Source organism: Myroides albus, assembly GCF_009711045.1.
GTDB lineage: Bacteria > Bacteroidota > Bacteroidia > Flavobacteriales > Flavobacteriaceae > Flavobacterium > Flavobacterium album_A.
Genome location: NZ_WMJX01000030.1, coordinates 1 through 21,783 on the forward strand (window position 1 = coordinate 1; position 21,783 = coordinate 21,783).

The 21,783-nt window shown below is 31.2% G+C and carries 18 protein-coding genes; 9 read left to right on the forward strand and 9 right to left on the reverse strand.

What is annotated here, in order from left to right; all coding sequences use genetic code 11:
- Window positions 1–8: 8 nt before the first annotated feature.
- Complete coding sequence (locus tag GJV76_RS11735) at window positions 9–359, reverse strand: RteC domain-containing protein (protein WP_230381544.1); 351 nt, start codon at window positions 357–359, stop codon at window positions 9–11.
- A 183-nt stretch (window positions 360–542) separates the two neighbouring features.
- On the opposite strand from GJV76_RS11735, the gene GJV76_RS11740 reads away from it, so the two are divergent.
- The 5 genes from GJV76_RS11740 (at window position 543) to GJV76_RS11765 (ending at window position 4,777) form a co-directional block, all read left to right on the forward strand.
- Window positions 543–863 (forward strand): hypothetical protein, encoded by a 321-nt coding sequence (locus tag GJV76_RS11740; RefSeq protein ID WP_155092812.1) that lies wholly within the window; start codon window positions 543–545, stop codon window positions 861–863.
- A gap of 619 nt (window positions 864–1,482) precedes the next feature.
- On the forward strand, window positions 1,483–2,229 hold the full coding sequence (locus GJV76_RS11750) for a sensor histidine kinase (protein ID WP_155092813.1): 747 nt from the start codon (window positions 1,483–1,485) through the stop codon (window positions 2,227–2,229).
- Window positions 2,226–2,870 carry a response regulator transcription factor gene (locus GJV76_RS11755; protein WP_155092814.1) on the forward strand — a complete coding sequence of 215 codons (645 nt, stop codon included), beginning with the start codon at window positions 2,226–2,228 and terminating at the stop codon, window positions 2,868–2,870. The genes GJV76_RS11750 and GJV76_RS11755 overlap by 4 nt, the downstream gene beginning before the upstream one ends.
- 73 nt (window positions 2,871–2,943) lie before the next feature.
- Complete coding sequence (locus tag GJV76_RS11760) at window positions 2,944–4,395, forward strand: DoxX family protein (protein WP_155092815.1); 1,452 nt, start codon at window positions 2,944–2,946, stop codon at window positions 4,393–4,395.
- Between the two features lie 88 nt (window positions 4,396–4,483).
- On the forward strand, window positions 4,484–4,777 hold the full coding sequence (locus tag GJV76_RS11765) for a DUF6520 family protein (protein WP_002992164.1): 294 nt from the start codon (window positions 4,484–4,486) through the stop codon (window positions 4,775–4,777).
- Between the two features lie 33 nt (window positions 4,778–4,810).
- Here GJV76_RS11765 and GJV76_RS11770 read toward each other — a convergent pair whose 3' ends face one another.
- From GJV76_RS11770 to GJV76_RS11780, 3 genes are read right to left on the reverse strand one after another with little or no spacing between them, the layout of a single operon-like run.
- Window positions 4,811–7,321 carry an alpha/beta hydrolase family protein gene (locus GJV76_RS11770; protein ID WP_155092816.1) on the reverse strand — a complete coding sequence of 837 codons (2,511 nt, stop codon included), beginning with the start codon at window positions 7,319–7,321 and terminating at the stop codon, window positions 4,811–4,813.
- Between the two features lie 2 nt (window positions 7,322–7,323).
- Window positions 7,324–8,703, reverse strand: a complete 1,380-nt coding sequence (locus tag GJV76_RS11775; RefSeq protein WP_155092817.1) for a RagB/SusD family nutrient uptake outer membrane protein — start codon at window positions 8,701–8,703, stop codon at window positions 7,324–7,326.
- 3 nt (window positions 8,704–8,706) lie between these two features.
- Window positions 8,707–11,757, reverse strand: a complete 3,051-nt coding sequence (locus GJV76_RS11780) for a SusC/RagA family TonB-linked outer membrane protein (RefSeq protein ID WP_155092818.1) — start codon at window positions 11,755–11,757, stop codon at window positions 8,707–8,709.
- Between the two features lie 1,191 nt (window positions 11,758–12,948).
- Between GJV76_RS11780 and GJV76_RS11785 the strand changes: the two genes are divergently transcribed.
- Window positions 12,949–13,239 carry a helix-turn-helix domain-containing protein gene (locus GJV76_RS11785; protein WP_155092819.1) on the forward strand — a complete coding sequence of 97 codons (291 nt, stop codon included), beginning with the start codon at window positions 12,949–12,951 and terminating at the stop codon, window positions 13,237–13,239.
- Window positions 13,240–13,307: 68 nt separating this feature from the next.
- Here the strand turns inward: GJV76_RS11785 and GJV76_RS11790 are convergent, their stop codons facing one another.
- From GJV76_RS11790 to GJV76_RS16090, 3 genes are all read right to left on the reverse strand, one after another.
- On the reverse strand, window positions 13,308–16,070 hold the full coding sequence (locus GJV76_RS11790; protein ID WP_155092820.1) for an AAA domain-containing protein: 2,763 nt from the start codon (window positions 16,068–16,070) through the stop codon (window positions 13,308–13,310).
- Window positions 16,071–16,205: 135 nt separating this feature from the next.
- A complete protein-coding gene (locus GJV76_RS11795) occupies window positions 16,206–16,499 on the reverse strand; it encodes a hypothetical protein (RefSeq protein WP_155092821.1) in 294 nt (97 codons plus the stop codon).
- 153 nt (window positions 16,500–16,652) lie between these two features.
- On the reverse strand, window positions 16,653–16,784 hold the full coding sequence (locus tag GJV76_RS16090) for a hypothetical protein (RefSeq protein ID WP_010249841.1): 132 nt from the start codon (window positions 16,782–16,784) through the stop codon (window positions 16,653–16,655).
- Window positions 16,785–17,012: 228 nt separating this feature from the next.
- Here GJV76_RS16090 and GJV76_RS11800 point away from each other — a divergent pair, with 228 nt between their 5' ends.
- The 3 genes from GJV76_RS11800 to GJV76_RS11810 all read left to right on the forward strand — a co-directional run bounded on the left by GJV76_RS11800 (window position 17,013) and on the right by GJV76_RS11810 (window position 20,799).
- Window positions 17,013–17,309 carry a helix-turn-helix domain-containing protein gene (locus GJV76_RS11800; protein WP_002992173.1) on the forward strand — a complete coding sequence of 99 codons (297 nt, stop codon included), beginning with the start codon at window positions 17,013–17,015 and terminating at the stop codon, window positions 17,307–17,309.
- A gap of 101 nt (window positions 17,310–17,410) precedes the next feature.
- Window positions 17,411–18,724, forward strand: coding sequence for a DUF3945 domain-containing protein (locus GJV76_RS11805; protein WP_155092822.1), 1,314 nt, complete (start codon window positions 17,411–17,413; stop codon window positions 18,722–18,724).
- 11 nt (window positions 18,725–18,735) lie between these two features.
- Entirely contained in the window at window positions 18,736–20,799 is a 2,064-nt protein-coding gene (locus GJV76_RS11810; protein ID WP_155092823.1) for a type IA DNA topoisomerase, read from the forward strand.
- A gap of 61 nt (window positions 20,800–20,860) precedes the next feature.
- Here the strand turns inward: GJV76_RS11810 and GJV76_RS11815 are convergent, their stop codons facing one another.
- Together GJV76_RS11815 and GJV76_RS11820 are read right to left on the reverse strand one after the other, a co-directional pair.
- Window positions 20,861–21,052, reverse strand: a complete 192-nt coding sequence (locus tag GJV76_RS11815) for a hypothetical protein (RefSeq protein ID WP_155092824.1) — start codon at window positions 21,050–21,052, stop codon at window positions 20,861–20,863.
- Between the two features lie 179 nt (window positions 21,053–21,231).
- Window positions 21,232–21,702, reverse strand: a complete 471-nt coding sequence (locus GJV76_RS11820) for a JAB domain-containing protein (RefSeq protein WP_155092825.1) — start codon at window positions 21,700–21,702, stop codon at window positions 21,232–21,234.
- Between the last annotated feature and the right edge of the window lie 81 nt (window positions 21,703–21,783).

Here is a 21,783-nt window from a genome sequence, read left to right on the forward strand (position 1 = left end):
TTAACAAACTATGGACTTTCAGTCCATAGTGGTTTATTGTGAGTTTTAAGCTGAGTGAGTTTTTTAGAAAAGAACTTTTTCTCCAGATGCATTTGTCTGTTAAGGCTTGATTCTAGCCGGTAGATTTTATTGTAATAGATTAGTTTACCAAGAATAGTAGGCTTTACCACTTTAAAAAAATAGATTTCTTCTTCAAGGGTTAAGGTTGAATTAAGCAGATATGCGCTTAACTGATATAAAATAAGCTGAAGGTTGTTTATAATTTGAACGATGTCTTGCGAGGGTAAAAGAAGATTTAAAGATTCTTCCTGATTTTGAATGCTTGTAAGCAGGCTATTAAAGTAAGTTTGGTGCTTCATAATACTTGTATTTTGGATTGGTTATTATTTTGCACGATTTTCAGAAATGGGAGTAAAACAAGGTAGAGGGGAAAGTACGTACTAGTCAATACGTATTATTACGTTTTAATGCTGCGGAAATTACGTATTGCGAATTTTGTTATTAATTCAGAGATTTATTTCATAATTTTAACATGTAGTATTATGAGTATCAGCAGTCAAAGTGGAAAGGTAATTACCTTAGAACAAGCAATAGAGTATACGCATACCTATCAAAGCGAGCACCCAGAAAAGACTAAATCCTTTTTTGTGGGACTAGATAAATTAAATCTGATATTATCACAAAACGATTGTATTGGTCTTCGAATTTATTTAGGTGAGGATCCAGATAGCTCACAAGCCAATATGGTTTTAGTGGGAGTGGATAGTAATCAAGAAGACTTAACTAAGGGGACTCTTTTAGAGGAACTCGTTCCATGTCCTAGAATCTGCCCCAAAAAAAGTGAATTAATAAAAAGAGAGTGATTTATCAAGTTCTAGTCTATATCGCCCTTTCCCTTGGGTTGATTCCTTTAATCCTAGGTTTGTTTTGTAAAGACAGAGTTTTTACAAAACAATATCGGGGGTATATCCCATTAATTGGACTTATGGCTTTGGCAAGTGGCTATGAACTTATTTGTAGTTATTTTCTAAAGATTAATAGCGATTATTGGTTTCAAATCTATACACTGTTTGAGTTTCTAGTGATCTTTTACTTTTTTAAATTCATATTTAATCAAAGACTTAGTAGGTATTTAGCTGTCTATCTAAGTCTTTTTTTATTGGTGTATTTATATACCTTTTGGTTTGTATTTCCTGTTGATGTATTAAAAAGTAAAGCAATTGGCAAGATAGGGGTGAGTGTGTTGGTTTTTGCTGGAACTTTTTATTGGTTAGGCCTATTGTTTAGCCGTCGTAGTGTTGTAAGGCTTTATAATACCCCTGCATTTTATTTTATTGTTGGGCTTTTTATGTATTACCTCAATACAATTTTCTTTTTTGTTTTAGTGCCACATGTTTATAGTTTGAATCTGTATTTATATGACTATTGGATTGTAAATGTGATCGCTACTTTGTTTTTTCGAATAATGATAATTCTAGGAATATGGAAAATGATTTAACCTTAATGTTTTGGCTTGGTACTGCTATGACACTTTGCCTTTTTAGTTTAGTACTAGTTTTGATCTATATCTATCAAAAAGGAATGATACGTCAATTAGAGCAGCAGCAAAACGTAAGAATTCAGATTGAGCATCATCAGATGCGAGCTTTGTCTCAAGAGATACACGATGGAATCTGTAGTGATCTAGCAGCTGTAATAAAATACATGGAACATCTAGACAGTAAGCAGGACAAAAATAAAGAGGAGTATTTAATCACTTCTTTAAAAGAAGCAGTTCAAAGTAGCTATCAAAATGCCCTTAATCTATGTTACAATCTATATCCTTCCGATATAGAAGAGTATCGAATTGTTGATATAATAAAACAATATGTTGGCAGAATTCAGAAAGTTGGTTTGATTCAAATTGATTTCACCACCAATAAACAGACGTTTGTTTTATCCAATACCCAAAAGATTGAACTCTATCGGAGTCTTCAGGAAATAATTCAGAACATCTTAAAACACAGCAAAGCTACGAAAGTTACAATCGGTGCGTATTGGAATATAAATCATTTGTTTTTAAATATAAAAGACGATGGGATTGCCTATGATTTTATGGCTTTGAGTAAGGAGAAAAAGGGGATAGGACTTGTAAATATTTTAACTCGAACAAAACACATAAAGGCAATGTTTACTCACAAGAGTAAGCAAGGGAAAAATGATATAAGTATTAAAATAGACAGATTATGAGTATTCGCATAGCTATAGCTGATGATCATGTAATGTATAGGGGAGGTTTTGCCTTATCACTGGATGCTATAAAAAATGTAGAACTGGTTGTAAGTGTATCTAACGGGCAGGAGCTTTTAGAGCATTTAAAAACACAAGAAGTAGATGTTGTTTTTTTGGATATCAGTATGCCTGTAATGGATGGGTTTACAACGGCAAAAGAGCTTAATTTACAATACCCACACATAAAGATTATCATTTTAAGTAGTTACACTAATATTGGGCATATCAAGCGTATGATTGCTTGTAATGTATCGGGATATGTTTCCAAGGTAGCTAATACAGCCACTATAAAAAAAGCAATAAAGGTGGTGTGCAAAAAAGGCTATTATTACGATAAAGAAGTATATCACAAAATTCAAGAAAATCTAAATATTATTAGCCAAGGAACGACTTATTTCACTGAAAGAGAGCTGAGTATTATAAAGCTTTTTGCCTTACAATATAGCGCAAAACAAATTGCAGATACTTTGTGTTGTAGTACAAGAACAGTAGAGAAACACAAAGAAGCATTACTTGAAAAAACGAAAAGTTTTAGTTTTATAGGTGTTCTTATGTATGCCTTATCTAATGGATATCTTCTTCTGGAAGACATTGAATGATTTTATAGTAAAAATACGTATTGATTTGAATTATAGTGAATTGTAGTTTTGATTATCCCAAAATGCAATCACCATGAAAGCCAAATACGTCCTTATAATATCCTACTTCTATATTTTACTTTTTGTATATGCAGCCATAAGTAAACTCATTACATTTGAAGCATTTCAAGTTCAACTTACTCAGTCCCCACTATTAAGCGCTTATGCTAATATAATAGCCTATTTGGTTATTATTGTTGAACTTGTTATTGCTTTACTCTTATCATTAAAACAAACCAAAACTTTAGGATTGTATCTCAGTTATGGCTTAATGGTAGCTTTTACTATCTATATCTACTTGATATTAAACTACAGTGATTTTATTCCTTGTTCTTGTGGAGGTATACTTGAAAAGATGGGATGGACTGAGCATCTTTGGTTTAATATCATTGTAAGTCTACTGGTCTTAGTTGCTTTGTTTTTTCATGATCAGAAAAGAAAACGGTTTTATCTTGTATCAATCCTTACAACAATTATAAGTAGTTTACTTGTTATTCTACTTTTTCTATCCTCAGAACATATTATAAAAAAAGAGAATCCTTTTATTAGAAGGTATTTGCCGCATGTTATAGATTATCCAAAAGTAAAAGATTTAGGATTTAATTCTTTTTATTTTGCTGGTGTTAATGCGGATACTATTTATTTAGGAAATACAACGGCCCCTTTGTTGTTGACTTCTATAACAGAAGATATGCAGTTTCAAGATGAAAAGATAGTTGAAATTCCACAAATGAATCTTAATTACACAGATATTAAACTGCAGTTTTTAGATTCCTTATTTTTTGTAAGCGATGGTACAGTATCACGAGTTTTTAAAGGTATACTACCAGATGTTAAGACAAAAGTAATAATAGAAGATAAGGGGAAATTTACCAAAGCTAAAGCACTTTCAAATAACAAAATTGCTTTTATAGGTCAGTTAGTTGGCAGTAATCAAAGTGTACTTGGATTATTCGAAATAGTTAATGATTCTATAGTTCAAACCAAGATAAATTCAGATTTTTTAGAAAAACAAGTAGATGGAGTTTTTGATGTTGATGGAAATCTATCTTTTGATACAAAAACATCACTTGGTGTTTACACTTATAATTATCGAAATGAATTTTTAGTATTTGATTCAGATTTATCTCTTATTTCAAGGGGTAATACAATTGATACTATTTCTAAAGCTCAAGTCAAGGTTATTCAATTAAAGGATGGAACAGTAAAGATGTCTTCTCCTTCAAATTTTGTCAATAGCAAACAGTTTGCTTATAATGGAGATTTATTTAATCATTCAAAACTAAAAGGAAAAAATGAATCCAAAAGCCTTTGGGATGAATCTATAGTTATTGATGTGTATGATTATCAGTCAGCTATTTATCGTTATAGTTTTTCTATTCCCATTAAAGATAAAAAGCTATTTAGAGATTTCTGGGTGACGGATCAGTATTTCTATATTCTTGCAGATAAAGAATTAATCCAATACAGACGCATGCGTAAATAAGACCTACTATCTATTGGCCAAATAGAAAGTTACAGGAGTCTTGCTGAAAATCCTGTAAAAAAGAGTAAGCCAGCTAAAATATAATATTATGAAATTTAATTTTAAACAAGTCATATTACCTCTAGTTGTGGTTGGTATGGCAACAGCGGCAGCATTTGCAACAAATGCAGTAAAATCTAATTCTTTAGCCACACCAAGTGAGTGGGGATATGTTTACAATCACCAAAAGCAGGAGTGTGAATATAAAATGGATTGTAGTGAAGTGCCTGGTGCTATTTGTACTTATTTAGATCAACAGGTATTTGGGGTAAATCGATTTGATGAATTAGGACAACCTATTCTATCAGAGTGTAGCGTACTACTTTATAAGCCGTTAAATTAGACCAAAAAGATAAGCCGCATTTTGCGGCTTATTTTATAATTCAATCCAATGTTTATCAATCCCTTTTAGATGATAATCAAACCAATCTAAAATATATAGCGTTAACTTTTTTTGATTTGATGGATCTAATAGTACATGATCTTCTTTTTTAAAATTCAAAAGCATTGCCTTTTTGTTTAATCTTTTAAGACCTGTAAAGTATTCAAAACTTTGAAGAGCCGAGACATTTGTATCTAAAAAACCAGTCCACAGTAAAACAGGGGTAGATACGTTAGATAAATTTATCACATTGGTTATATCTGAGTAAGTTTGTATATCATCTTGTAGTTTGTTGTTGATCTTAAATATTTGGTTTTCAAAGCGCTGAAATCCATACATTCTCCAATTCTTTTTTACACTTAGATATTCACTTATAGCATTATGAACCCCAGCGCCTGATATAGCTGTTTTGAATAAGTTGGTACGCGCAATAATATATCCGACTTCAAAACCACCAAAAGAATGTCCAATTAATCCAATATTCGCTGAATCAATACTTTGTAACTCAGTTACTTTTTCTACTGCTTTAAGCGTTGTCTCAAGAGCTATAGATCCAGGATTTCCTCCATAGTTATCAATATCAGGGGATAAAACAAAATAGCCGTGTTGTGTCCATAAATTGTAATTTACTCCTTCACTATTTTTATAAGTTGGAGGAAGGTAAGTGTATGACGATTTAAATTTCTTTTCATATATATCAACAATTAAAGGATACTTTTTGCTTGGATCATACTCAGCCGGATAATATAATACTCCTTTTTGTTCTTTATTATTTGATTGATAATGAATTATTTCTGTTTTACTCCATAGATAATCGTTTAGTTGATCACTTGTGTCAATGATGAGCTTTTCTGTATTATTTTTTAAATTAAAACAATGTAAGGAAGGAGGGGTATTCTGCTTTGTTTTGTTGTATAAAACCTGATGATTGGTATAGATGATATTATCTATTTTAAAGTCGCCTTTAGTTAGTAATGTGGCTTTATCGTTAATTAAAAGCTCTAATGCTTGAGTCTGATTGTCATTACTTGTATACTCTAGTAATACTCCATGTGTATCGTCAAGTTGATCAATGCTTTGATTAGAAATATTCTTTACAAAACGAAATTTATTATAACTACTTATGGAATATTGAGTATCTGAATTTGCATTTGTAATTGGTATTAACTTGGTAGGTAGGTCTTTTATAACATAAATATTTTTTGTACCACTTACATAAAGTGTTTTGTTGTCTTTTGCACTTATAAAAATTCTGTTTTTAGGACCTTGACCAACAAAGTTAGACACAGTATAAAAATCGTCATCTAAGTGTTGAGTCAAATTTGAGGTTTGATTACTTAACAGATTATGAAAATACCAGTTTTTATCTTTAAAATAAAATATCCCATCATGTTGATCAGATAAAATGAAATGATGAGCGGGTATACTATCTAAAGTAACTTGAAAATTAGGCTTTTCTAGATGCTTAACAGTTAGTTTAATAAAAGGAGACTTTGTTGTTTTATCATTATATAAATCTGGATTATATTGTACATAGTATTTTGAATCTTCATAGGTTTTGGTAGTATTGTTCTTTGTTGAATTCAACATGTTTAAGTAATTATTCTTAAGGTTTAAAACCCCTATAGTATTTGGCTTTTGATGGATATTTTTAGTGTAAAAAGGTTTTTTTGTATACCATAGTTCAATCTCTGAGTCATCGATATTTACGTTTGTTTTTTGATTATAAGATAAGCATAGATACTGATCGGTTATAAATGATATCTGATTTACTATAAGTTCAAAACCTTCTTGTTGGGTAGGAAGGGCTAGGGTTTTAAGTAGTTTACCTTTAGTGTTGTAAATAGTAAGTTTTACCTTGGACTGATCTTTATAGATAACAGCAATTAGTTCTTTGTTTTTATGATATAAGATTTTCTCTATACGTGTATTTTGATTTAGATGATTGAGATAGGTAAACTCACCAGATTTTAAATCAAATAAACTTACTTGATTATCTATTGTGAAAATAAGAGTATTGCCTAATTCTTCCCATGTACTGATTTTATTAATAGCAATGTGTTTTTGTTTTGATTTCAGGTCAACAATATTAATTAAATAGTTGGTATTTACTTCCTTTGAAAATACCAACAAGTTGTTTTCTTTATATAATTTAAAAAATGGAACCTGTTTAATGGTATCAATTTTTTGATTTATAGGGTTAATTAAGTATAATGCTTTTTCTTTGGAGTCTCCAGCTATAAGTAATGTATCTGTATAAAATACAATTGCACTACCAGATGGGTCTAGTTGTGGTAATTGGAAGTTTTTTTTAGTTATCTTTAAAAAATATTGACTAGACAAATCTCCAAAAATCTTTCGATATACAACATCACCCTTACTTGATATATCATAAGGGTGTATTGTATACAAGCTATCATACTGTTGTTCTGGTATTAGGATTTGTCCTTGGGTGCTAGTTACTATTCCAAGGATACTAATCAGAAGTAATACTGCTTTTTTCATTATTAGTAGTTTATATTTTGAGGAAGTAAATTAGGATTCAAAAGAATTTCATTCTCAGGAATAGGAAGTAGAGTATATTTTGTATTCCAATTGTTTTTAATTGAAAACATCGTGTTATCAAGTTCAGAAAAACGCCTTAGATCAAAAAAGCGATGGCCGTGTTCTAAAAATAATTCATGTTGTCGTTCCTGTAGTATTGCCTTTAAAAGTTCTGTTTGATTATTAATTTGTATAGAGGGTAATCCGGCTCTGTTTCTTATTGTATTTAAATCATTACAAGAAAGGTCATATACCTGTAGTCTTGCATAAGCCTCACTTCGAATTAAATACATTTCCTCTAAACGAAAGACAATAGAAAATTCTTTAGAACTATCGGTTTGACCATTTTGTTTGTATTTGTAAGCATGGTGCCATGCTTTATTACCTTGATCAATGGATTTAATCCAATGAGACTTTCTTTGATCGCTATTCTCAAAGGATTCATATAATGAATTAGATAAGGAGATTAAATTAGGTGGTGCTGAGCTAAAAATATAGTAAGAGCCCTCTTGTGTGTTAGACTTATCAGCTGATTGATATTGCCAAATTGTAGATTTATTTTCTTTTAGAAATACCTGATTTAAATCTGTTTGTATTTCAAAGGAAGAATCATCAATTAATTTAGTTGAATATTCAATGGCATGACTCCAGTTCTGTTGATAAAGAAATATACGCGCAAGAAGAGCTTGAGCCGCAAATTTATTAGGTTTAATTCGCAAGGAAGAACTGTAATTAAGAGACAGTAGTTCTTCTGCTTTTTGTAAATCGAGAATTAATAAATCATAAACACCTGCTTTATTTAGTCTTTTTACTTGTTTGTTTTGCGTATAATTTGTGGTTGTTACATATGGTATATCCCCAAAGAGTTCACTCAGATAAAACAAGTAAAGACTCCTCATAAATAAGGCTTCTCCCTTTAATTGATCTTTAAACTGCTCATTTAATGTTATTGATTTATCTAATCCTTTTATAACGGCATTACATTGATATATTGCATTATAAGTGGTATTCCAGAGTTGTAAAATATCTTTATTTGAACTTATAATATTGGGAGTGTAAAAGTTTAAAAAAGATTCATTTTGTGTGTTACAATTTAGCTCATCGGTTAATAATCCGAGTATGGATCCAATTCCATTTTGATCGCCACTTAAAATAGCTTTTGATAAATATATATTAGCCATTGCTGCAGTTGCAGTTTTCTCATCTTGAAATACAACAGAGGAGTTAAGTTGAGAATCAGGTTCATCTATTGTTGTAAAAGACTCACAACTAAGTGTACTAATTAAAATAAGTATAACAAAGCACAATTTGATTATATAAAGTAAATGGTATATCGTTTTCATAATTTAAAAAGTTAAGTTGATTCCAAAAGCAAATGTTCGAAGAGGGGGAAGGAAGCCTGTTGTTGTAAACTCAGGATCATAACCTTTATAACGAGTCAAAGTCCATATATTTTGAGCTTGAAAATAAACCATAGCATGGATTCCATTAAGGCTCTGCGCCGGTAGTGTATAAGATATATTGATATTTTTAAGCCTTATATAAGAGGCATCAGAGACTACTTGATCACTTGTTTTATAATCCGAATATGCTTTAATTACATCAGGGTTATTTGTTGTTAAGATTTGATAATCAGCAACAGGCGCGTACTGATTCCAAGAATTGTCATAATAGTCTACAGCGGTATTGTTTAAAGCACCTGGTCTATTAAAGAAATACAAGTGATTATAATTTCTTTGTTTGACAAATTGAAATAGAAAACTCACAGATAAGTTCTTATAGTTTATGGTATTGGTTAAACCTCCAAATAATTTTGGAAAGAATGATTCGATTATTTTCTTATCATCAATAGCGCTGAGGTTACCATCATTATTAAAATCCTTAAAAGTGTATATTCCTGTTTTGGGATCAATACCTGTATATTGATATAGTTTAATGATATTAATGGGCTGGCCGATTATATACTGATTTGAGTAGGTTGAGCCTTCAAGATTTGGAAAGGATATTAATTTATTTTTTGGTATTGTCAGATTAAAATCAGTTGTCCAGCTCCATTTTTTTTGTTTAATATTTTGAGTGTTAAAGGTTACTTCAACTCCTTTGTTTTCCACTACAGCATTTAAATTAGATTGAATAGAGGAAAAACCGGTGGTTCCTGGTAATGGAGTCCCAACAAGTTGATTGGATGAGCGATTATTATACCATGCAATAGTTGAGTTTAGTCGGTTGTCAAACAAATTAAATTCTAAAGCAATTTCAAGTTTCTTGGTCTTCTCCCAACTAAAATTTGGGTTATAAAGCCTAGATGGATATAAACCAATTACATTATCATATTTTGCTCTTGACAAGGTATAAGTGTCTAAGTACGCATAGTCTCCAATGTTATCGCTTCCAGTTACTCCATAACTAGAGCGAAGTTTTAAAAGACTAAGCCAGGAGAGATTATTTAGCCAAGGTTCTTCAGATAAAATCCAAGCAAATCCAATAGCCCCAAAGTTTCCGAACTTATAGTTTTCGCCAAATCTTGAGGATCCATCTCGTCTGGCAGTAAGGTTTAAATAGTATTTATCAGAGAAGTTGTAATTTAACCTAGCAAATATAGCACTGTAACGATACGTGGAATTGATTTGGGAGCTAACATCTACAGTCGATGCGGATTTTAGATTATGTACAAAGGAATTTGAAGTAAAACCTAAGGCATATAATCCAAGAGAAGTAAAGGTGTTTTCTTGAAATGTGCTTCCTAAAATATAGTTGAATTGGTGTCTACCAATTTTTAAAAACCCATTTAATTGAGGTTCAATAATCCAGCTATTTGAATTACTTGTAGCATACTGTACACTTGTTTTCTCAGGTCCATATCCATAGGAAGGATTAAATCTAGTATGTAATGCTATATTGTATTGCTGAACCCTACTATCGGAATAACCAGTATTGATTTTAAAACTTAATAGATCATCAAAGGCATATTCAAGATTTAAGTTTGAACTTAATCCTTTAGAGGAAGATTGATATAGACTATTTAATTGCGCTAAAGGGTTTTCAAAAGTATTGTCTTGCCAATTTAAACTACCATCTTCTTGAAAAAGATTAGGTGCATTTGGAGCAAGATTTCGACTTGTAGAGGTAAGATCTAGAGTCATAAGATTATTCTTCTGTGTATTGTAATTCACAGAGAATTTCAGACGTAGTTTTTCATCCTGATTTTTGTGATTAACAAAGAAGGATAATGTATTTCGCTTGTATGCAAAATCACCAGGAAAAACAGTAGTTTCTTCGTTGTGATTTCCACTTAGCATAAATTGAGTGTGCTTATTTCCTCCACTTAAACTAGCTTGTAGAGTTTGAGCTTTAGCAGTTCCACCAATTAACTCTTTCTGCCAGTTGGTATATCTATTTTTATCCCAAGTTCCATTTAAATCATATGCATTATCTGGATAGGTAGTAATATTATCATTTTTAAATGCTTGTTCTCTAATACTGAGATATTGAGAAGTATCCAGTAGATTTAAAAACTTAGCAACGCTACTAAATGCTGTTGAACTATTAATTGTTAGTTTTGTTTTTCCCGATTTTCCTGTTTTGGTTGTAACAAGAACTACTCCGTTAGCTCCTCGTGAACCATAAATAGCAGTAGCATCTGCATCTTTTAATATTTCAATGCTTTCAATATCATTGGGATTTATAGAGTTTAAAGGATTTGATTCTCCAAGGGGTAATATTCCTCCAGCTAACAACCTTGAGCTATCCTCTGTAAAAGGAACTCCATCAATAATGTAAAGTGGAGTATTCCCATCTCTTCTTAAACTATTTCGACCACGAATCTGTATATCGAATCCCCCTCCAGCTACCCCCGTGTTTTGAGTAATACTAACACCTGCCATTCTACCTTGTAAGGCTTGAAGTGGATTCACAACCGGCTGAAACTCGATATCCTTTGCAGTTACTCTTGCAATACTTCCTGTGCGTTCTCGATCCTTTACCGTATAGTAACCAGTGTTAACTACAATTTCGTCAAGCGTGGTGGTATCCTCAAGTAGTTCAATATTTAAAACTGATCCCATACTACTTGAGTACACCATGGATCGTTCTTTATAACCGAGCATTGAAAACGTAATCCGATCGCCAATAGACACATCTATTGTATATTTTCCATCAAGATCAGTGCCTACAGTTTTGTTTCCAACCGATACGATCACTCCGCCAAGAACACCTTGAGCGTCTTTTACGGTTCCTGAGAGTTTTATAATTCCTTTTTGCTGCTTATCTTGCAAGGAATAAGAAGCACTAAAAAACAAATGATTATCATTTGATACGGCATAAGTTGGATAGATAATTAAAAGGCTAACAAGCATAGCTATCCTATAACCACAAGTGGTCAATATTTGAGTTTTCATAATTTTATAATTGATTTTGATACAACAAGCCTTTAAATCATCAAGATTCATATTGCCGTAGTACTTTGATCGGCCAGTTGCACCAAAAGGTTAGTTAATGGGTAATTGTAATAGATAATAAAAAACTATCTCCTTCACTCTAAGCACGTCTCCCAAAATGCAAAAGAGCAAGGAGATAGCCATGGACTTTTAGCATGGCTCAAAACTCCCTTTAAGCCACACAATGTTTTGTGAGTTTTTGTGCTTACTACTGGCTGACGTCTACATTATAACCAACCTAGATACACCAAGATAGTAAGCGGTTTTTTCCATAATAAAATAGTTTTAAGTGTGATTAATAATTAATAATAGAACAGTAGGAAAGTCTTATTTCATAGCATTTTTCCCTTACTAACTAATTAATATTGCCTTATAACCGAATGGATGAACGAATTATATAGATGTGAATTAAAAGGCAATAGATATCCTGTACGCATCCAAAAACTGTTTTTGGACCTAGCGTAAAAAGTGTATTATGCTAACTAAATAGATAATAGGGTAGCCATCCAACATTATACAAGTCATGCTAGATACAACTACAACAATGTGATTTAGTTAAACTAAAATTTAATCATAGGCTAAATGTGAGTTTAGTTACTAATTTGTTGTTTTAATAAAATGTAATAATTGATAAATTCTCGAATAGAACATTCGATAAGTCCATTAAGGATAGATAAGGTATTGTAAGCATTCATAAAATAACGAACACTAAACAAATCCACCTTTGTTTTGAACCTCTATATACCAAATTGGGAGACGGTATTGATTAGAAGTCTGTAGTATGTTTAATATAAAGCGAAACTTAAGAATTTCAATAAAGTGAGAAGTAAATGACAAGCCTATATAAAATAAGTTGGCATGGGTACTCACATTATCCAAATCGAGGTACTGGCATACCGTGCAACGAATAAGTGAGCCCATGCCTAGGTCATGGGCTAAGTTACTTATTTTCTCGTTGCTAAATTGAAAAGTGCCAGTTTTCGATAAGAGAAATAAATAAGCTTTAGCTTATATTTTATATGTCATCAAGACTCATTTAGTGCTAAAAATGTGTAATTACATAATTGGCATTAATAGACCAAATATAGGTAAAATAAAACTTTGTGACAAATATGTCAATGTAAAAAATGACAAATATGTCATTTTTGATATATGAAAGATACAGAAGATAAATATTTAGAAGCTATTATCAATAATTTTATTGCGTTAATAACAGAAAAGAATATTGATGTTGCTGCTATTGCAGCAGCTGCTAATTTAGACCGTAAACAAGTATATAGATTTATTAATCGAGAAAATGTTCCAGAACTCACAACTTTTTTAAGAATAGTTTTAGCTACAGGATTTACTCCTAGTGATATTTTCAATTTTAGCTTTAATTTCAAGGAATATATGAAGTCAGCAGGTATTCAAAAAATTGTTCATAAAGGAGAAAAAAATTAAGAAGTGAAGAGGTATATCTAAAAAACAGATACCATAGATTATTTTTCAATACTCTATAGTTTATAGAGTCAAATTCCCATAGCTATTTTTAGTTTTTCAATAATTCTTTTTTCTTCACTATGACTATTAGTCGATAATCTTATTATTGATAGACCAATTGTTTTTAGAATTTTGTCTTTCTTCTTATCTCGTTCTTTTTGTATTAAATTTTCATGGAACGAAACGCCATCTACTTCTATGGCTAGAACAGGACTTTTATCAATTTTGTTGAATAGAAGAAAATCAAGTTTAGAATCTCTCATAATAAATTTTGTTTCCTCTTCATCAAATAAATTAATATTAGAAACAAGATCTTTAAGACGATATTCTCTCACCATATCGATTACTTCAAAATTCTTATTTACCAGTATTTTATTTTTTAGTAAATGATGAATAATTTTCTCCGCAGGAGATCCTTGAATATGTTTATTCGATGAAATAAATGATGAATACTTTTTATTATATTCTTTATATAGCAGATCAAAAACAGAACAAATTTCTCCTTTAATAATGGTTTCTTTTGGATCGGTTGTATAGCAAATATAGCGTATTAAATCACCAATATTTGTACCATGAGGGAGGTCCATGGTAGCAGGTTTTACAATAATAAATTCTTTAATAGCCCTTGAAACAGCTACATTTATTAAGTTTGGATTATCTATAAATGGGATAATTTTATTTTTAACCGTATTGAAAATAATTACTTCTTTTTCTCTTCCTTGAAATTTGTGTATTGTATCAGCTTCTACGCCACATTTTAGTTGTTTCTGAAGCAATGTCACATGATCTCTATACGGTGAAACAATACCAATTTTACCAAAATCTGAATAGTTTTTTTGGATATATAGGTTAGTTTCATCTATTTGTCTCTGGTTCGAGTTCTCCCATTCTCCTGATATATTTGTTTCAATAATCCTAAAAGGATGATTTTTATTATGAGTCATAACGATAAGTTCATCGTTATAATATTTTTTATTACAAAATCCAATGATAGTTGGATGGCATCGATAATGTTCCTTCAATAAAATTGATTGTATCTTACTTTTAAATAAACTTTTTAATGAGTTTAAGATATTGTAGTTGATATAGTCATAGGCAGGTAGAATTGCATATTGTTTCTGGAGGCCTTCGACTATTTGTTTACTTTTATTATCAACAATATGAGTTAATTGCATGCTATCTCCAACAATGATTACATTTCGACAGCACGAAAAGCATACTGCTGATTTTATTATATCTACTTGAGAGGCTTCATCAATAATTAGATAATCCAATAGATAACCTTTTGGAATACTTGTGTGAAGTGAAAGAGTTGAACTTAAAATAATAGGATAGCGTTCAATAAAATCATTAAAATGTTTGAGATAGTTATTAGATGTAAAGGCAATTTGGTCTAGATGATTGTATTTGTTAGATAAGAAGTTGTTGAAGATAATTTTAGAAGAATCTATAAAAGAATTAAGATTTTCTGTTTCATTATTTGAAGTTAGCCAATTTTCTATAGCCAAAATGTTCTGTTCTAATTTCACTATATATAATTCATAAAATTTATGATTTATATAAATAGGTAAAAAAGTACGATATTGATGAAAGTTTTTTAAATCTATAAAACCAAATTGTAAAACAAGACGTAACTTATTATAAAATGAAAGCTTACTACTAAAATCCGTAGTTGACAATAGATTTTTTATTTTTAGAGTTTGATCACAATTCCATTTTCTATAAAACTTCTTATCTAGTTGCTCTTTCACACTACAATCAAGGGGTTGTTCATTTCTGACGTGAGAGAATTCAATGGTAACTTCAGATAATCTTGATCTTAAAATAGCTAATTCATTTCGATATTTAAAACAAGTCGTAATTACTGAATCTAATTCTCGAATGTTTTTATTAGCTTTTTCTAGTTGATTTTTAGAACTTTTTAAATTACCATTAACAGTCTGTTTATCTATGGCATTAAAGAAAGAGCTTTTGTTTTCTTTATTTCCAAGTGTAGCCATGATAAAATCATAACCATAATTTTGTAACTTGTCTTGTATGTTAAATATCGCTGAATTATTATTTGATACTATTCCAATGGTTTTCCCTTCTATAATTAAATTTGCTATGATATTTAAGATTGTTTGTGTTTTACCTGTACCTGGAGGACCTTCAATAATGGTCATGCTGTTGTTAAGACTCGTCTGAACGGCTAGCTTCTGACTTTGGTTACAACCAAAAGGGTATATTAATTTTTTTTTATCAATCTCAATAGTAGGGTTGTAACCATTGAGATACTTGGTCAACGCTGATCTAGAATCTAGTATATCAATAGAATTAAAAGCATGTTGCAATATATTAGAACTGATGTGTTGAGGACTATCATTTCCTTTATCGTTAATAGGAACATCGAATGAAGTTTCTATAGATTGTGTTATGATGTCTTTGAAGTAATCTATGATAGGCTTTATATGTTCTGAATTTTGAACTGAAGGACAAATTTCAATATTTGTATCGTTTTTAATTGGATTAGAACTATCCTTATCTTTTGTGAAAATAAAATAGTCTCCATAATAATGCACAGTATCATATTTAGTATTTAATATACCTTTTTGATATATCCTAACATTAGCTTGGGTAGATAATAAGGGTAGGTATTGTACTTTATCGATACCATATTTATAAGTTTTACCATTTCTAAATGTGATTTGATATTTATCCCCAATACATACAGCAGAGGTTACATCACTTTTGTATTCAAACAGTAAGGAGGTTTTATTTTTTAAGAATACTATAAATTGCTTACTTTCCAATTTGATCTATTTATTGTTAAAGTACATTAACAAAGTTACAAATTAAGAATCATTTAGTAAAGTTTATAAAAATACGAATCGTTATAATTAAAAAGATATTTCAATAGAAAAATAGTGAGTTAGTTTCTTTTTATACTATTCCACTGAAAGAATATTATTTTCCATTTCTACCCTCTGTTTCTTATCTTCAATTCTTTCTTTTTCCAGAGAATGAATATAAAATAAGAATAGACTAAAAAGAATTAATGCGTAAGCAAGCCATTTACCAATGCGTTCAATAAAACGTATAAATAGAGAAGCTTCAAAGCTTGAGAAACCTTCTAAACCCGCTACATTTCTTCTGTAAAACTTTCTTCTATTAATCCAATATATAAGTCCAACTCCAAGGAGTAAGAATAAAATCGATAATATTAGTATAAAAGTAGCCATATGAATTTAATTTATGTAAATCAATTGATAATGAGTTGATTGCTAATTTAGGCAAATTTAATTAAGCAACCATCCCCTTAAATTGAAGTATAAAAAATATAAGTATTACAAAAAAAGCACTGCTTGATAAAACAGTGCTTTTTTCAATTGCTATTAATCACCTTTCTTATGTTTATGAGGCTTAAGTGAAGGTGTATTTCCAGGAGTATCTTTATTGTCTCTCTGACGTCTGTCAGGTTTACCTGTTGAAATAGCAATTCTTTTTGGTCCAGGTTTGATTCCCATATCCTAATAAGTTTAAAAAGAATTAATTACCGCTAATTTAGCTAAAAAATAGCTATTCTGAAATACTGTTCTGCTAATATTTATAGCAAAATAATTTGTTTTGATTTTAGATTTTATTACTAATTAATAATCCACCCATTGGCATAGCTTGGCAGATTTATCCTGCCAAGCTTTGTTGTTTTGTAATGTTAGCTAACAAATTTAATTAACCCATTAAATTCTAACATTATGAATATAGATCGCACAGAATTCCTTTTATGGATGGAGCGTATTATGACGCGCTTTGATCATTTGTCAGAACATATAAAAGACCTCCCTATAAAAACTCAAACTATAGACGGAGAAGAGCTTTTAGACAGCCAAGATGTGATGGCACTTTTTAAAATAAGTCCTCGTTCCTTACAACGTTACCGTTCAGATGGTAAACTCCCTTATTATACAATTAGTGGTAAACTCTACTACAAACGCTCCGATGTCAATCAGTTTATCAGAGAGTGTTTTAAACATCCTGTACGCAAGAAGTAAATAGCAGCTAAAAGCCAAGAGTGACCTTTAAAGCATACTATTTACTGAGCAGGCTCTCTTGGCTTTAGTTTTAAGTTTTTAATCATTTAAAACTAGGTATTATGAGTACAGAAACCACACAAAGACAAGTAGAGCACGACGTGCTTCTTGTCAATGATAAAACAAAGAATAAGATTCAAGTAGTTAAAGGACTGGATAAAGAAGGTAAACTTGAAACAGTACCACCAACTAAAAAGAATCAAAATCAATTTTTAAAAGTAGATCGTAACGGAGATTTCTTTTCCAACTTCTTTTCTAATTTTTTCAGCCAACTTAAAAATCCAACACAGTTTACTTTTTTTAGAGTTCCGGAGCTATTGACCATCAAGATGGCTAATCAAATGCAAAAAGAACTCAATCAATCAGGACCTACTCACGAGCTATTTTTAAAACATCAAATAACAGAAATAGGTAATGAGCCAAAAAAAGAAAACAAAGTAGCTGAACCAACAAAAGAAGAGGGGCAGTATAATTCTAACGAGTTTGATATTAAAGATATTGATTGGGATTCACTTTCAAGGCTTGGGCTATCAAAAGAAAAATTGCAAGAAATGGATTTGTTAGAACCACTATTACAAGGTTATAAAACCAAGGATTTGGTAGCTGTAAATTTAGACTTAGGATCAGCGGTATTTTCTTTGGATGCTAGACTCTCACTACAGAAAAATGAAGAGGGTAAAGTGGTTATGGCACTTGAAGGCGTAAAGAAATACCCAAATCTTAATGTACCACTTTATGGACATGAGTTTTCAAAGCAAGACAAACACAATCTTTTAAAAACTGGTAACATGGGTAGAGTAGTGGAGCTTGTTCATCCAACTACAAAAGAGAAGATTCCATCTGTGGTAAGTGTAGATAGACTCACCAATAACCTTGTGGTGACAAGAGTTGAGAAAATGCAATTACCACAAGAGGTAAAAGGTATTGTACTTAGTGAAGAGCAACTTCAAACTTTAAAAGAGGGTAAACCACTTCTTGTAGAAGGGATGACTTCGGCCAAAGGGAATCTTTTTAATGCAGAGATTCAGTTTAACGCTGCTAAGGGACATATTGAGTTTTTGTTTGACAATACTAATAAGCAGAGTCAAGCTCAAACACAAAACCAATCTCAACTCTCTGATGATTTAAAAACCTTTAGAGGGAAAGAACTTACTGAAAAACAGCAAGGTGATTTATTGGAAGGCAAGGCTGTTTATATAAAAGATTTGTTGGATAAAAGAGGGAATCCTTATCAAGGGTATGTGACTTACAATAAGGAAACTAAGCAAGTAGATTTTTCGTTTCAAAACCCAAACAAAGAAGAACAGTCAAAAGCTCAGTCGCAGTCAGAAAAACAGACAGATGAGACTAAAAAAACAAAAGGGCGTAAAATCTAAAACTAAAGACTATGATTGTAATTCTTGCAGAAAAACCAAGCGTAGCTAGGGAGATAGCTCTACTTGTTGGAGCCAAAACAAAAAAGGATGGCTTTATTGAAGGAAATGGATACTGTGTTACTTGGGCTATTGGTCATTTAGTCTCTTTGGCTATGCCAGAGGATTATGGATTTCAGGGCTTTAAAAAAGAGGCTTTACCAATCTTACCAAGGTCATATTTGTTACTTCCAAGAAAGATTAAAAAAGTAAACAAGTACACTTCTGATCCAGGAGCTTTAAAACAGCTTAAAGTCATTGATAAACTCTTTAAAACGTGCTCAGAGATTATTGTAGCTACAGATGCAGGTAGGGAAGGAGAGCTTATCTTCCGCTATATCTACCAGTATCTAAATTGCGATAAACCTTTTAAAAGGTTGTGGATAAGTTCATTAACTGAAAAAGCTATTAAAGAGGGCTTACAAAACCTAAAAGATGGAAGCGAATTTGATGGACTTTTTAGAGCAGGTCACAGTAGAAGTAGAGCGGACTGGCTTGTTGGTATAAACGCCTCACAAGCACTAACTGTGTCAATGAATGATTCGGTTTATTCACTTGGTAGAGTACAAACTCCAACATTGAGTCTTATCTGTAAACGGTATTTAGAAAACACTTCCTTTAAAAAGGAGCTGTATTATCAAATAGAATTACAGCACTCAAAAGAAGGTATATTATTTAAGTCGCTTTCAACTGATAAATGGGAAGATAAACAAAAGGCAGAACAAGCTTTAAAACTCATTCAAAAACAAAGTGAGGTTAAAATTGAGAAAGTAGAAACCAAGACAATCAGAGAAGAGTCCCCACTTCTTTTTGATTTAACCTCACTTCAAAAAAGAGCCAATGAACTCTTTGGATTCTCAGCAGATGAAACACTCAGTATTGCTCAAAGTTTGTATGAAAAGAAGTTTATCACGTATCCACGGACATCGAGCAAATACATTCCAGAGGATTTATGGACTGAGGTGCCTAGTTTATTAAAGGTTCTTTCAGATGATAGTAGATATAGTAACCTGCTTCTAAAACTAAAGATGGCAAGGCTTAATAAAAAGATAGTTAATGATGTAAAAGTAACGGATCATCATGGTCTATTAACTACAGATAGACTTCCCTCAGCAATTAACGCTAAAGAAGAGAGTATTTATCATCTAATTGCTCAAAGAGTATGGGAAAGTGTATTTGAACCTTGCGTAAAACAGCAAACAGAGATAACCTTAAGTGTTTTGGATTATGAGTTTAGTTTTAAGTTTTCTTCAATAATAGAACTTGGATGGAGAGAGGTAAGAAAAGAACTTTCTACTACTGATGAGGTAGTAATAGATTTACCTGATTTACAACAAGGCGAGAATCTAAAAATCAAAGAATCAGTTGCTCTTGAAAAATCAACAAGACCTAAAGCTTTATATACAGAAAGTACACTTCTTTCTGCTATGGAAAACGCTTCTAAAGAGGTGGAAGATAAGTCACTTCAAAGTGTTATTAAAGAAGTTGGAATTGGAACAGCAGCTACAAGAGCTTCTATTATTGAAACGCTTTTAAAAAGGGGGTATATCACAAGAAAAGCCAAGTCGCTTGTTCCAACAGAGAAAGGACTCAAAGTATATGAAATTGGCAAGGATAAACTTATCTCTGATGTACTTCTAACAGCTAAGTGGGAATCTGCTTTTAAAGAGATGGAAGAGAATAAAATCAATATGGAAGATTTTCATAGGCAGATTGAAGATTACACTTCGGAGATAACAGCAGAGCTTTTAGCTATTAAACCAGTCACTGAAACAGATCATCTATCTTGTCCCAAGTGTAAACAGCATACTCTTCAACTAAGAGAAAAAGTAGTTAAATGTTTAGAACCTGATTGCAACTGGATATTGTTTAGAGAGGTCTGTGGAATTAAACTATTCCTTGATGATATCACTGACCTAATACAACAAGGTAAAACCAAACTCTTAAAAGGATTAGTGAGTAAAGCAGGGAAGAAGTTCGATGCTTATCTTATTTTAAAAGAAGATTATACTACTGGATTCGAGTTTAAAAACAAGTAATTAAAATTAAACAAAGCAAAAGGAGTTATCTAAAATTAGGTAACTCCTTTTGCTTTATATCTTAGTGTTTATGCTTTTTAGCATGTTTTTTCTGCTGTCCAGGAGCATAAGGCTTAGCTGATTTTGAACCTGTAACTTTTTTCATTTGTCCAGGAGGAACATCATTGTTTCCATGTGATTTTACATGTACAGAACAAGAAGCTAAAAGTAAAGTCGTTAAGGCTAAAACACCGAATTGTTTAATTCTTTTCATATTTATTGTATTACTGCTTAGCAAGATAAGAAGCACAGACTTAGCTATACTTATTTGACTAAGTAATGAAGAAACAAAAGTAAATAAATTTTAAATCCATAGATTTAAAATAATCTAAACAGTAATAAAAGAAGTTATCTGATTCAGATAACCACTTTTGTTCTAAAAAGATAAAAGCGTCATAGGACGCCTTCATCTGCAAAAGAGTAATAACTCTCAGAAGTTATTATTAAATGATCTAAAAGAGCAATATCAAGTATTTGACTTGCTTGTTTAATTTTTTGAGTGATTTGTCTATCTGCATCACTTGGCTGTAATTTTCCAGAAGGATGATTATGTACTAAGATAAAAGCAGTTGCTTTTGCTTTTAATAAAGCAGCAAATATCAATCTAAGATCAACGACTGTTCCAGTAATACCACCTGATGATATTTCAAGAACACCAAGTACTCTATTGTTGTTTGAAAGCATAAGTACATTAAATTGTTCTAATAGTTCAATCTTATTTTCATCCCATGCTTTTAAAGCTATTTCAAAAGCTGAATGAGAAGAGTCTATTCTCGGTCTTTCAGATGCTTTAACTTTAGATTTGTAGATTAGTTCTATCTCTGATGCTACTAACCAATTGTTGTTTAAAACTGCACTTTCCATAATATTATATTTTTAAATTAATTATGGAGCAGCTACAGGTAATGCTTAAGCAAGCTCAAAAAGCAACGCAATAAAGCGTAG